This is a genomic window from Salinibacterium sp. ZJ450 (genome assembly GCF_011751885.2).
Lineage (GTDB): Bacteria > Actinomycetota > Actinomycetes > Actinomycetales > Microbacteriaceae > Ruicaihuangia.
On sequence record NZ_CP061771.1, the window covers coordinates 2,727,537 to 2,740,081 of the forward strand.

The 12,545-nt window shown below is 65.6% G+C and carries 12 protein-coding genes and 1 pseudogene; 11 read left to right on the forward strand and 2 right to left on the reverse strand.

The annotated features are described in order from the left end of the window. Nucleotides 1-36: 36 nt before the first annotated feature. The 9 genes and pseudogenes from HCT51_RS13135 to HCT51_RS13175 all read left to right on the forward strand — a co-directional run bounded on the left by HCT51_RS13135 (nt 37) and on the right by HCT51_RS13175 (nt 8,497). A complete protein-coding gene (locus HCT51_RS13135) occupies nt 37-894 on the forward strand; it encodes a PhzF family phenazine biosynthesis protein (RefSeq protein WP_166878754.1) in 858 nt (285 codons plus the stop codon). 55 nt (nt 895-949) lie between these two features. Beyond that, nucleotides 950-1,585, forward strand: a complete 636-nt coding sequence (locus tag HCT51_RS13140; protein ID WP_166878758.1) for a helix-turn-helix domain-containing protein — start codon at nt 950-952, stop codon at nt 1,583-1,585. Further along, the gene (locus tag HCT51_RS13145) at nt 1,582-2,478 is read left to right on the forward strand and encodes an EamA family transporter (protein WP_224760488.1); all 897 of its coding nucleotides are present in this window, start codon (nt 1,582-1,584) and stop codon (nt 2,476-2,478) included. Before HCT51_RS13140 ends, HCT51_RS13145 begins: the two co-directional genes overlap by 4 nt. A 13-nt stretch (nt 2,479-2,491) precedes the next feature. Next, nucleotides 2,492-3,118, forward strand: a complete 627-nt coding sequence (locus HCT51_RS13150; RefSeq protein ID WP_166878762.1) for an FMN-binding negative transcriptional regulator — start codon at nt 2,492-2,494, stop codon at nt 3,116-3,118. A gap of 257 nt (nt 3,119-3,375) precedes the next feature. Next, nucleotides 3,376-4,203 (forward strand): DMT family protein, encoded by an 828-nt coding sequence (locus HCT51_RS13155; RefSeq protein WP_224760489.1) that lies wholly within the window; start codon nt 3,376-3,378, stop codon nt 4,201-4,203. A gap of 632 nt (nt 4,204-4,835) precedes the next feature. Further along, complete coding sequence (locus tag HCT51_RS13160) at nt 4,836-6,197, forward strand: chloride channel protein (protein ID WP_166878769.1); 1,362 nt, start codon at nt 4,836-4,838, stop codon at nt 6,195-6,197. Between the two features lie 132 nt (nt 6,198-6,329). Beyond that, nucleotides 6,330-6,761, forward strand: a complete 432-nt coding sequence (locus HCT51_RS13165; protein ID WP_370626832.1) for an alpha-hydroxy-acid oxidizing protein — start codon at nt 6,330-6,332, stop codon at nt 6,759-6,761. Between the two features lie 271 nt (nt 6,762-7,032). Continuing rightward, a pseudogene (locus HCT51_RS13170) lies at nt 7,033-8,041 on the forward strand (LLM class flavin-dependent oxidoreductase). A gap of 216 nt (nt 8,042-8,257) precedes the next feature. Beyond that, nucleotides 8,258-8,497, forward strand: coding sequence for a putative acetyltransferase (locus HCT51_RS13175; protein ID WP_191413624.1), 240 nt, complete (start codon nt 8,258-8,260; stop codon nt 8,495-8,497). Between the two features lie 305 nt (nt 8,498-8,802). On the opposite strand, the gene HCT51_RS13180 is transcribed toward HCT51_RS13175, so the two are convergent. Together HCT51_RS13180 and HCT51_RS13185 are read right to left on the reverse strand one after the other, a co-directional pair. After that, nucleotides 8,803-9,576, reverse strand: coding sequence for a hypothetical protein (locus HCT51_RS13180; protein WP_166878773.1), 774 nt, complete (start codon nt 9,574-9,576; stop codon nt 8,803-8,805). Nucleotides 9,577-9,815: 239 nt separating this feature from the next. Further along, nucleotides 9,816-10,853 (reverse strand): alpha/beta fold hydrolase, encoded by a 1,038-nt coding sequence (locus HCT51_RS13185; protein ID WP_166878778.1) that lies wholly within the window; start codon nt 10,851-10,853, stop codon nt 9,816-9,818. A gap of 166 nt (nt 10,854-11,019) precedes the next feature. Here HCT51_RS13185 and HCT51_RS13190 point away from each other — a divergent pair, with 166 nt between their 5' ends. Together HCT51_RS13190 and HCT51_RS13195 are read left to right on the forward strand one after the other, a co-directional pair. Further along, nucleotides 11,020-11,772 (forward strand): hypothetical protein, encoded by a 753-nt coding sequence (locus HCT51_RS13190; protein WP_166878782.1) that lies wholly within the window; start codon nt 11,020-11,022, stop codon nt 11,770-11,772. Nucleotides 11,773-12,250: 478 nt separating this feature from the next. Then, nucleotides 12,251-12,445: a hypothetical protein gene (locus HCT51_RS13195; protein WP_166878787.1), complete on the forward strand. Its 195-nt coding sequence runs from the start codon at nt 12,251-12,253 to the stop codon at nt 12,443-12,445. Nucleotides 12,446-12,545 lie beyond the last annotated feature (100 nt).

The following is a 12,545-nucleotide window of genomic DNA, read 5'->3' on the forward strand; positions in this document are numbered from 1 at the left end:
AATGCACTACAAGTGCACATGTGTTAGCGTCTCAGAATGAGCCGCAAGTTCAGTCAGGTCGACGTGTTCGGCGAAGACGTATGCACCGGAAACCCGGTGGCTGTGCTGCTCGACGCGCAGGACCTCGACGACGAGGCTATGCGAGCTTTTTCGGTGTGGTCGAACCTCTCAGAATGCGCGTTCGTTCTGCCTTCGACCGCGGCGGGCGCGGACTATCGAGTCCGTATCTTCAGTCTGAGCACCGAGCTGCCGTTCGCAGGCCACCCGACGCTTGGCACGGCGCGAGCGTGGCTGGACGCCGGTGGTGTGCCCGCGACCCCGGGCGTAGTGGTTCAGGAATGCGGTGGAGGACTGGTATCGGTCCGCATTGAAGAGGATCGCCTCGCGTTCACCGCACCGCCACTTCTCCGGTCCGGTCCAGTCGACCCGGAAATCGTGGACACGTTGGTCAACATTCTTGGTGTCGGGCGCGAGCGCGTTGTGGATGCTGCATGGCTGGACAACGGGCCCGGCTGGGTAGGTCTGCTGCTGGACAGCGCCCGGACCGTCCTTGAACTCCGTCCGGACGCCTCAGCGTATCCGGGCCGGTGGGACATTGGTGTGATCGGTGCCCACGACCCAGGTTCTGAGGCGGCGTTCGAGCTTCGCGCGTTTTTCACAGACGGGGACGAGCCTCTGCGCGAAGATCCGGTCACCGGGAGCCTGAACGCCGCAGCCGCCGAATGGCTCATCGCCACAGGTCGTGCCCAGGCACCATATCTGGCTGCGCAGGGCACGGCGATGGGGCGTCGCGGACGCATACATATCAGCAGCGATAAAGGCAGCCTGTGGGTCGGAGGACGGGCCACTGTGGTCCTGTCCGGGTCCGCTGCGCTGCGAGCACACGCGTCATGAACATCAAGTACCCGCGCCCTCTCAGTGGCACGGAGAAAAACCACTAGGGGCACTCATGCATGTGGATACGGTTACCCTTGCGTCGACTATCGGCGCGCGAATCCGCCGGGAGCGGCTAGCGCGAGAGTGGACACTTGATCACCTCGCGGAAGCAGCCGGCGTCAGCCGCCGCCAACTAGTCAACATCGAGCAGGGCGAAGCGAACCCAAGCATTGGGACGCTGTTGAGCATGAGCGACGCTCTCGGGATCGCACTGTCCGCTCTCGTCGAACCGCCATCGTCACGCGTCGTGAGAATCTCCCGCGCGGGCGAGGGCGCACAACTGTGGACTGGAGAACACGGGGGCCGCGGCGTACTGCTCGTCAGCACACAGCCTCCCGAGGTGGTGGAGCTGTGGGACTGGCGGATGAACCCCGGCGACCGTCACGAAAGCAAACCGCACCACCCGGGTGCCCGTGAGCTGCTGCATGTTAGCGCCGGTGTGGTGACGCTCAACGTGGGGGGCGACCGCCACGAGCTCGCTGCCGGCGACGCGATCATGTTCCCCGGCGATGTGCCGCACGCCTACGGCAACGAGGGCGCCGAGCCGGCGCAGTTCTCCTTGACCGTCTACGACCCGATCGGCTCTCGCCCCTCGGCCCCGACCCGCATGATCCGTTCGACCACCGCCTCGGGCTCGGAGCAGTCATGAGCTCCCGGGCGCCGCTGACTCTGCCGGTTCCGCCGTGGTCGCTGGCGGTGGCGGCAATGCTCTCCGTCCAGCTCGGCTCGGCAATGTCGGTCGGGCTGATCGACATCGTGGGGCCGGCCGGGACGGCGTGGCTCAGACTCAGCATTGGCGCGATCATGTTCTTGATCCTCGCCCGCCCACCAGTGCGGTCCATCCGGCGCTCGGACGTGCCTACGCTACTGGGCCTCGGGATCGCCACGGGTGTGATGACCATCTCCTTCCTCGCCGCGATCGAACGCATCCCGCTTGGTACCGCGGTCGCCATCGAGTTCCTTGGCCCGCTCACGGTCGCCGCCGCACGCAGCCGCAACGGCAGAGCGCTGGCCTGGCCCGCCTTGGCTCTTCTCGGAGTCGTGCTCCTCACCGAGCCGTGGCAGGGCACCGTCGATCTCGTCGGGATCGGGTTCGCCGCCCTTGCGGGTGCCTGCTGGGGCGGCTACATCCTGCTCACCCAGCGCGCCGGTGATCGCTTCACGGGCATCCAGTCGCTCTCGATCACCATCCCGATCGCCGCCGTGACCGCTGCGATCGTGGGGATCCCGCAAGCCGTCGGCCAGCTCAACCTCGGGATCATCGCCGCGGCCGCTGGTCTTGCCCTGCTTCTGCCCGTTCTGCCGTTCGCCCTGGAAATGCTCGCGCTGCGCCGCATGACGGCGACCGCGTTCGGCACCTTGATGGCGGTCGAGCCGGCCCTCGGCCTGCTGCTTGGCCTGCTCGTGCTTGGCCAGCTCCCCACGATCGTGCAGGTCATCGGTATCCTGCTCGTCGTCCTCGCGGGCGCCGCCGCACAACGCGGCGGACGACGCACCGAGCCCACCCACCATGACCCCGTCACCCAGACCGGGCTGGCCTGAGAAGGAGAATGCTGTGTATACCCCGCGACATAACCTCATCCAGGACGAGGCCGTTATCCGTAAAATGGTCGCCGCCGTCCGCACCGCTTGGTTCGTCACCGCCGACGCGGACGGGATCCCGCAAGCGACGTTCCTGCCGATCATCTGGCGCGAGAACGCCGTGGTCATGCACGTGGCACGGGCCAACCGGCACTGGCGGAACCTGGCGCCCGGCAGCCCGGCGCTGCTGATCGTGACCGGCCCGGACGCCTACATCTCACCGAGCTGGTACGAGCAGAAGCGCATCGACGGGCGCGTCGTGCCGACCTGGGACTACACAGCCGTCCACCTCATCGGCACCGCCACCGTCCACGAGGACCCCGAATGGCTACGCACCGCGGTCACCGAGCTCACCGACGCCCACGAGACGGGGCGCGAGCACCCCTGGGCGGTCTCGGACGCGCCAGCAGACCACATCGACTTCGAGCTCAGCGGCATCGTCGGCATCGAGGTCACCGTCACCCGGATCGAGGGCAAGGCGAAACTCAACCAGAACTACCCCGCGGCCGACCGACGCGGCGCAGTCGACGGCCTTGCCCGCGAGCCCTTCCCCGACGCCCTGGTCGTCGCCGAGCAGATCGCTGCCACGTTACAAGACTGAGGATCGGCGCACCCCGAGCCCTCGGCCCGCTGGATCGGCTAATAACCGACTACCCGCGACCACATTTCGTTTGCCTGATGGATCGCACTAGCGCTGGTGGCTCGGAAGCTCGGATGGCATTGGTATTCGCTCGCGAGTAGGTTGGCGGCATGGTGGGCGGATTCGTCACGTTGTCGCCGCTTCAGGCGCTTGGCATTCCGGTTGCGCTCCTTGGCGCTGTGTTTCTGGCGTTCGGTGCAGGGTTCCAGCATCGCGGCGTGAACAAAGTCGACGCTGCCAGCCGCGACAGCGCGAAAACCGGACTCGGTATCGGGCAGTTGCTGGCCCTGGTCCGCCGCCCATCCTGGTTGGTTGGCACCCTGATGCTGGGCGTTGCGATCGTGCTGCAGCTCATCAGTTTGTTTCTTGCCCCGTTGACTGTCGTGCAGCCGCTGGGCGCCCTGGCCCTCGTCATCACCGCCTACCTCAACGCCCGGGCGACCGGGACACGGCTCGAGACGACGGCGATCCGCGCGATCCTGATGTGCGTCGGCGGGATCGGGGTGTTCGTCGGGGTGGCCGCCGTCACGACAACCTCCGTGCCCATCGAGACACAGCAGTTGGTCATCGTGCTAATCATCCTGACGTGCGTGCTCGCCATCCTTGCCGTCGGCTTCGTCCTATTACGGAAGCGGTCGCCGACGGTCTTCTACATTATCGCCGGCGGAGTTCTCTTCGGGTTCGTCGCGTCCCTCGCGAAGGTCGTCATCGTCCGGGTGCAAACCATCGCGCTGCACGGGTTCAAACTCGTGCCGGGGGACGGACTCACGATCGTTGCGCTCGTCGCGATTATCGTCGCGGCACTCTCCGGCTCGTACCTCGTGCAGACCGCGTACTCAAGCGGGCCCCCGGACCTGGTCGTCGCGGGCTTAACCGTGATCGACCCTATGGTCGGAGTCACCATCGGAATCGTCGTTCTCGGCGAAGCCACCGCCGCGCCCTGGTGGGCTGGCGTCGTGTTCGTTCTCGCGGGCGCGTCCGCTGTTTTCGGGGTTTTCCAACTGTCCCGTCGAAACCAGCCACAGCTGACAGACCCGCGGAAATAGAAACGCCGCAGGATACATTGCGCGGCGTGAGCAGTTGAACAGCCTGAGCGGACGGCGTCCCGACGATCCAGCCACCGGGCGCCACGAGTTCGGTGCTTAACCCGGCAGGATCATTGGCCAAGTCCGCCGCATTCTTCACGTTCCGACCTCGATCGACTAATGCATGTCCACACGGGCGCTAACACTGATTGCTCGGCAGACCTGGCTCCGACGACGTCCATCATTCAGCGCCCACCATCTTGCGACGGCAAATGGTTAATAACCGCGAACCTCACCGGTGACGAATATCTGGTTGTGCTCGCTAACGCCCCAGCCGCAGGGCTCGGCGGCCTGACTCTGGCAATCCGTAGGGCGACAACCTCCCCCTGCCGGCTGGCGCTTTTGCCCGAGATGAAGAGAAGCAGCGCGCGCCCCGATCCGCAAGTCGGACGCTTAGCGGGCACATAAAGGCGTGATACCGCTCACGTCGACGCCCGAGGTGAGATGCCCGCAAGCCGAACCCCAACCGCACACAGAACAATCCGGCGCATCTGGAACTCGCCCGCTGGATGACGTTGCTGTGCCCTTGTGGAGGCCACGTCGGCAGGGCACAGTGGGGCGTGTCCGTTATGTCTTCCAAGGAGGACCGCGTCATGGACCCGCACCCCGATCAGCCGGGTCCCTCACCGGCAGCGATTGATCCACTGGCCGTCATCCGGTCTCGCGAGTACGTTCGGGTGCTGCTGTTGGCCGGACTTATCGGACTGCCCGTGTCGGCGGTCGCCTACGGGGTCCTGGCCCTTCTCGACTGGCTGCAGACGTTCCTGTTCACCGAACTTCCCGGCGCACTCGGCTTCGCCACTGTGCCGGTATGGTGGCCGCTTCCGCTGCTGGGGCTTTCGGGATTGCTGGTCGCGTTGTGCATCCGGTATCTGCCGGGCACCAGCGGCCACTCGCCGTCTGAGGGCTTCAAGGCCGGAGTTGCGCCGCTGCCTGTGGAACTGCCCGGCATAATCCTGGCCGCGCTTTTCACGCTGTCCCTTGGTGTTGTTCTGGGTCCCGAGGCACCCCTGATTGCCATCGGTGCTGGGCTGGGCGCGCTCACGATCAAACTGGTCAAGAAGGATGCGCCGCCGTCCGCCGTCGCAGTGATCGCGTCCGCGGGCAGCTTCGCCGCCATCAGCACCCTTCTCGGTTCACCCCTGCTCGGCGCCTTCCTGCTGATTGAGGCCTCCGGGCTTGGCGGAGCGATGCTCGGGGTGGGGTTGCTGCCGGGACTGCTCGCCGCCGGAATCGGCTCCTTGGTGTTCGTGGGACTGGATGCGTGGACCGGTCTGGGCACGTTCAGCCTCGCCATTGCCGACCTGCCGGCGTTCACCAGCCCCACCGTGGCGATGTTTTTCTGGGCCGTGGTGCTGGGGCTAGTCTGCCCGCTGCTGGCCTGGGGCATCTACGCGGTCGCCCGTTTGGTGCGGCCGTACGTCGACGCCCATCGCCTCGCCTTAACGCCGTTGCTCGGCCTGATGGTCGCTGCCTTGGCAATCGTGTTCTCGCAATCCACGGGCAAGGATGCCACGGAGGTGCTCTTTTCTGGCCAGTCCGCCCTGCCATCGCTCATTTCCGGTGCCGCAACCTGGTCGATCGGCGCACTCGCACTGCTCATCGCCTGCAAGGCGCTCGCCTATGGCTTCTCCCTGAGCGCGTTCCGCGGCGGGCCCGTCTTCCCCGCCATGTTCATCGGGGGCGCGATCGGAGTGATGGCCTCCCATCTCCCAGGCATGGCGCTCGTGCCGGCGGTCGGAATCGGTATCGGCGCCATGTCAGTGTCGATGCTGAAACTTCCCTTCACTAGTGTCCTGCTCGCCACCCTGCTGCTCACCAGCGACGCTCTCCAGGTGATGCCGCTAGTCATCGTGGCGGTCGTCGTCGCGCACGTTGTGACTAGCCGGCTTCCCGAGCCCCCGGGGACGCGCCTGCGTCGAACGGCTTCGCCCGCCATCACTCCCGACGTTTGAACTCAGGGTCTCTCCCGACCAGGATGGCTCGCGCGGTTCGTCTTCGGGGGCGGCATCCCGAACCTGACGGTTCCCAACTCAGCCAACGGACCCGGACGGGATCCCAGCTTCGGGGAGATCTACGGTGGGCTGATGCAGACGCAGGTCCCGACTTGGGACGACGTGCAATGGCTCCGCGAGGAATGGGGCGGGAAGTTTGTCGTGAAGGGCCTCTTCCGCTCCGACGAGGCACGACGCGCCATCGACATCGGAGCAGACGCTATCGTCGTCTCCAACCACGGCGGGAACAACCTCGACAGCACGTACGCGTCGATCCGGGTGCTCCCCGCGATCGCGGAAGCGATCGGCGACCAGGCAGAAGTCTGGTTCGACGGCGGAATCCGCCGCGGCATGGATGTCGCCAAGGCCCTCGCGCTGGGCGCAGACACCGTGCTGCTCGGCCGCGCATGGCTGTGGGGGCTCGCTGCAGGCGGCGAGCAGGGTGTCCTCGACATCCTTCGGATGATGGAAAGCGGTCTGGAGCGGACACTTGTCGGCCTAGGCACAAGTCAGTCAAGGATTTGAGCCCGGACGACATCACAGCGCCGGAGGGGTTCTTCATCAAGGCTTGATTTCCGGTTCGATGGTGGGTGCTGACAAGCGCGGTGCCCACCATCGGCCAATCACCAAGAAATGCGGTTTTGAGTACTCGTCTGCTGCTGAGACTGGCAACAACCCGGTTGCGGTTTCGGCTACCCTCGCGGCCGGAATATCCGATCAACAACTGGGGTTACCTGTCTAGGGACACCTGCCCCGCGTCTACTCGGCGCAACCCTCGATGAAAGACCGGTATATCTTGACTGTTCCGCTTTCCATTCTTGACCTGGCGACGATAGGACCTGGGCAGAGCGCTGCACAGAGTTTCGCGGGCAGCGTCGCGATGGCGAAGCGGGCAGAGGAACTGGGCTACCACCGGATCTGGTACGCCGAGCACCACAACATGTCTTCGATCGCTTCCTCGGCCACCAGCGTGCTGATCGCGCATGTGGCAGCACACACCGAAACCATCCGTCTTGGCGCGGGCGGAGTGATGCTGCCTAACCATTCGCCGCTGACCATTGCCGAACAGTTCGGAACACTGGAGACCCTGCACCCCGGGCGGATCGATCTGGGGTTGGGGCGTGCGCCCGGCAGTGACCAGGACACGATGCGGGCGCTGCGCCGCGATCCGCGGTCGTCGGACGGTTTCCCTCAGGACGTTCTCGAGCTGCAGGGCTACCTGACCGGCCCGAGCCGGGTGCCCGGTGTGGAGGCGATCCCGGGCAAGGGCACCAATGTTCCGCTATACATCTTGGGTTCATCGTTGTTCGGCGCCAAGCTCGCCGCCGCACTGGGCCTGCCCTATGCCTTTGCCTCACACTTCGCGCCCAATGCGCTGCACGACGCGGTCGCCGCCTACCGGCGCGAGTTCGAGCCATCCGCCCAGCTCGACAAACCCCACGTTATGGTCGGCGTGAAACGTCGTGGCGGCCGAGACCGACGGCGAAGCGCAGGACATGTTCCGCGCGACGCTGCGTGCGCGGGTAATCCTGATGCTGGGCAGGGGCCGGACGTTCACCGATGACGAGGCCGATCTGATTCTGGACTCCCCGCAAGGCCAGCAGATAGCCCAGATGATGAAGTACTCGGCTGTTGGGACGCCGGACGCGGTGATTGATTACCTGACGACGTTCACAGCGCATGCCGGTGCGGATGAGCTGATTGTGGCGCACCAGACTCAGGGCGTGGCCGAGCAGCTGCGCTCGGTAGAACTGCTGGCGCAGGCGGCGGGCCTGGTTGGGACGACGCCAGCCCGAGCGCTTTAGAACTGGCTCTAAATACGGAACGCTCCTGAGAATTGAAGTGCTCACCGGAAGTTGGACTGAGAAATGCGGGCCGCCCGAAAGACGGAGGCCTGAACGGGCACTCATTGGGCCATTGACGATGGTGGTGTTGCCGTGCCGATCGGCGACGAGTGGGTCGACGTCGAGCCCCGCTGAGCGCCCTTCGCCGAGCGCGATGGACGCGCTTAGGCTGAGGCCATGCCTGACGCCATCGAGTTCATCCGCAATGCACCTCTGGGAACGCGGATGACCGTGCGCAAGCGGATTCCCGGCGGCTTCACCGACGCTGTCGGCTACCTGCGGGAGTGCAGCGACGGTGAATGCGTGGTGGAAACGCCGCGCGGGCTGGTCGCCATCCTGCTAGACGATGTGACCGCCGCGAAAGCGGTGCCGCCCCCTTCGCCGCGCCGCGCGCCGCGGTACCCGCCGCTGGGCTGACCGGCCCTTCCGCCGCCAGCACGACCACCGCCGCCACCATCACCATCACCATCACCATCACCATCACCACCACCGCACCGTAGGTCCGACTGAAGCTGAGGCCGCCGGACATGTTGCCGGGAGCGGGACGCTCCACGGGCATCGATCGGCGGGATCAATGGATCACTGCTGCGCCCTGGCGGCGCCTGCAGGAGCAATCACTTCCAAAGTGGTCGGGCTTCCACGGCCGCCGCCTTCTCGATGCGAGACAACCAGCCGAATGGCGCGCGCGAACGACAACGACTGCCCTACCTCCACCGCAAGATTCAGTGTTCTGCCGACAAGCGCAACGTAGACGACACCTGCGAGGTGAACATATCCGAAAGCGACCTCGTCGCGAACCTCCCACGTTGGGCCATCTGGCTTGGCACCAGCGAGGAGGCGGCGAAGTCGCTCCGAACGGGTGAAGAGGCACATGCGCAGTCCTCCTTGACCGAGCGGGGTGCTATTTCCTGGGTGGTTTGAATTAGACCACGTAGGCGATTCCGCAGGCTGCCCCCCGATGGGGGGGTGTCGCCGGGCGAGCATTTCGACAGCTGCCGACCGCAGGCCGGACCGGGCACGGAGTGACCCAGGCATGATTGCGCAGATCGTGGTGCGTTACGGGCTGGAGCCCCATCTGCCGCGGCAACCCTGCGATTACGAACTGGGTTCCTAAACCGCTTGGGTTCGATGCGTTCGCCGCGCTCGCTCCCGCGGTACAGAGCGATGCCCTGTGAGTTCTTGACGACGACAGCGAAGTCACCGAACGCGTAGCGGAAGCTCTGCCACTCGGACCATTTTTCGACGGCGTCGACGACACGTTGCTCCTCGTCAGTTGTGAGGTTGGGTTCGAGTGTGAAGATGCCGACGACGCGGGGGCCGCCGTCCAGCATGCCGTTCCGCTCGATATGGAAAGTGATCAGCTCCTCCGTGTAGCGTCCGAGCCCCTCCATGGACTCGATGATGGGTGGGGTGGGGAGCAGGGTGTCGAGGATGATGTCTCCCATGATGAGGATCCCGGTGATCACTCCGATGACGAGCCCGGCGATCGCCGCCAACTGCCACTTAGCGGCCGGCGGCTGGCGGCTGGCCCGGCACCTCGGCGGGTGCCCGGCCAAACAGCTCGCTCGTCATAGCCGGACGATAACAGGGAACCTCCTTCAGCGCGGAGCCACACCAGGCGGCGCACAGTGCACCTTCATTTGCCATGCTCGAGAGCCGGAGGCTCAATGCGCCCGATCGGTTGCATTGCCCGTGGCTGACCAACGGGCGGATACGCGGCTGGCCGACGGCGAATTCAACGCGGGTGGGTCAGCACCCAGGCCGCTGCGGCGGCGCGAGATGGGACGCCGAGCTTGGTGCGCGCGTTGGCGACGTGCCGATGGACCGTGTGCGCGCTGAGGACCAACCGGTCGGCGATCTGAGCGTCGGTCAAGCCTTGGGCGACCAGCGTCAGCACTTCGCGCTCACGAATGGTGAGGGTAGCCGGGGTGTGCTGTTCGGCCGGTGAGCGCTGCGGCAGGCCGCCGAGGAAGCGTTCGATCGCATCGACCACGGCGAGACTGTCGCCTAACCACGGGAAGTGGTCCTCGCCGTTCAGCTCCACGAACGTCGCGCCGGGCACGGTGTCGGCGACTTCGCGGCCGAGTGCAAACGGGATGGCCCGGTCGTCTCGCCGATGCAGCACTAGGGTCGGTACGCGCACGCGCGAGAGGTACGCGGTCGAGTCCATCTCATACACAGCGCGCAGCGCCGTCGACGCTGCCTCACGTGAGGCGGACCGTCGCTGGAACCGGGCAAACTCTTCCCGGTCATTGGCTGTCGCGTTCGGGAGGAACACGTCGGCCAGGACGCGCGCCCCGAGCCCCCATTGCTTTTCGACGATCGACACCATTAGCTCTCGCGCGGACGGAGAGGCGATGTCCGCACCGCGTGGATAGCTGCCGTAAAGCACCAGTCGGTCCACACGCTCAGGATTCTGTGCGGCGTAAGCCGAGGCGACCGCGGATCCTGCCGAAGCGCCCAACAAGGACAGGCGGGGATAATCGATTTTCTCGAGGAGACCGGCCAGGGCCGCCAGCTCATCGCTGAGACTGACCGGAGGCGGTCCGTCGCGATCGGACAGGCCGGTGCCGGGACGGTCGTAGCGGATGACGGTGTGCCGGCGAGCCAGGGCATGCACGAACATCCGGAACGCGCGATCCTCCCAGTTCAGCGCCAGGTGGCTGGCCCACCAACCCCCGATCACGAGTGGCGTTCCGGAACCGATGGAAGACCACGCCACGGTACGGTCATCGACCTGGGTGTGCCGTACGACCTGATCATCCGCCGTCATACCCGGATCTTAGAGAGCGGATGCTCGATGTCAAGCATGGTCGTCGCACCACAGGCCTGACCTGACCCGGGCGTCCTGGGCGCCGTTCACATGGCCGGATCCGGCCATGTCAGGTTGGCCGGTTCCGGGGATGAGGCGAGCGGACCTGCCGCTGTTTGCTATCGGTATGAGAACAACGACCAGCACGCTGCGTCTCGACGCTCGTCTCAACGGCCCACCCAAGAGCGCCAACGGCGGATTCGCCGCCGGCACGATCGCCGAAACCCTGGGGGGCACGGCAAGCGTCCGCCTGATCCGGCCGATACCCCTCGAGAGCCCACTGGAGGTGGAGATGGATACCGACGGACTCACCGCCTCGGTCACCGACTCGGACCACCAACGCGTCGCGGAGGTCAGACGAGTCGATCCGTTCACGATGATCCCGCCCGTTAGGCCCAGTTTCGCTGATGCTGAGGCGGCGCGTGCCGCAAGTCCCCTCCAGGGCGCCCGCCACTTATTGTCGAATTGCGTGGTGTGCGGGCCCGAGCGTCGGGACGGACTGGCAGTCACACCCGGGCCGCTAGCGAACCGGAGCGATGTGCTCGCGGCCCCGTTCGTGCCACTCGAGCGGGACGCCACGGACGGCGTCGTGCATCCCGAAGCCGTCTGGGGCGCTCTCGACTGCCCCAGCTACCCGGCGACGTCTTTGCTTGAGCATCGGGTCGGTCTGCTCGGCACCCTGACAGCACACCGGAACCGCGATGTGTTCCTCGGTGAACGTCTCGTTGCTGTCGGGTGGACCGTCGAACACCACGGTCGATCGACCCAGACGGCCAGCGCTCTCCTCGACGAGCGCGGCGACGTGGTCGCCTCCGCTCGCGCAGTCTGGATCGAGCTCAGGCGCCAGTGGTTGGTGCGGCTCGTGGGCCGATTTCACTGATCCTTCCCTAGTCAGCGCCCACGCTCAGGACTCGCCGTGTGCCCCGCCGGACCATGAACGGGCACCAATTCCGTTCCCGTTGAACCAGTGGGGATCGCAGCACTAGCCGGCGGTCCCTTCGCGGGTCTTCTACAGGTCCGCGCTCCAGTCTCATGAGTTGCGTATGGTTCAGGTAGGCCTCGCCCGAGGGCGAGGCCTACCTGTCTCTCCTGCCGCTAAACCTTCTCGACGATGCGGTCCGCTGTCGCCTCTTCGGTCGTGCGGTCGCGCCGACCAACTCGGACAGTCCAGAATCTCAGAAGTTCTGACCGGACCCGGTTCTCCGGGCGCCGTTCAGGCACTGTCCTCCGGAGATCTTCCTGAGCAACATCGTTCTGCACACTCTTCTCGACATCCTCATGCCACGAGTAGCACATCACCAGCCTCCTTACGGTGGACGTCCCTTAATCGTCCTCCGATTTGGCTGGTTAATCGACACTTGGCAGTCCATTTCGAGAACGGGCCGGACTGCGGATCGATCATCGGCAGGGCCAGCATTGACGAACCCGAAATCGCACCACGAGCTGCTGAGTATCCCCTCGGCCACGGTTACGCCAACCGGGCCACTGCCGCGATCATCGACATCGCGACAGCCATCGCGCGGCGCACGCTCTGGGCGACCGTGGGCGCCTAGGAGCACCCCATCGTTCCGCGTACTCGACAAGATCGGCTCCCCGACCTCCGAGCGAGCGTTTGACGGCGTTCATGCCTGTGAATCGAATCGTTTGCTAGAT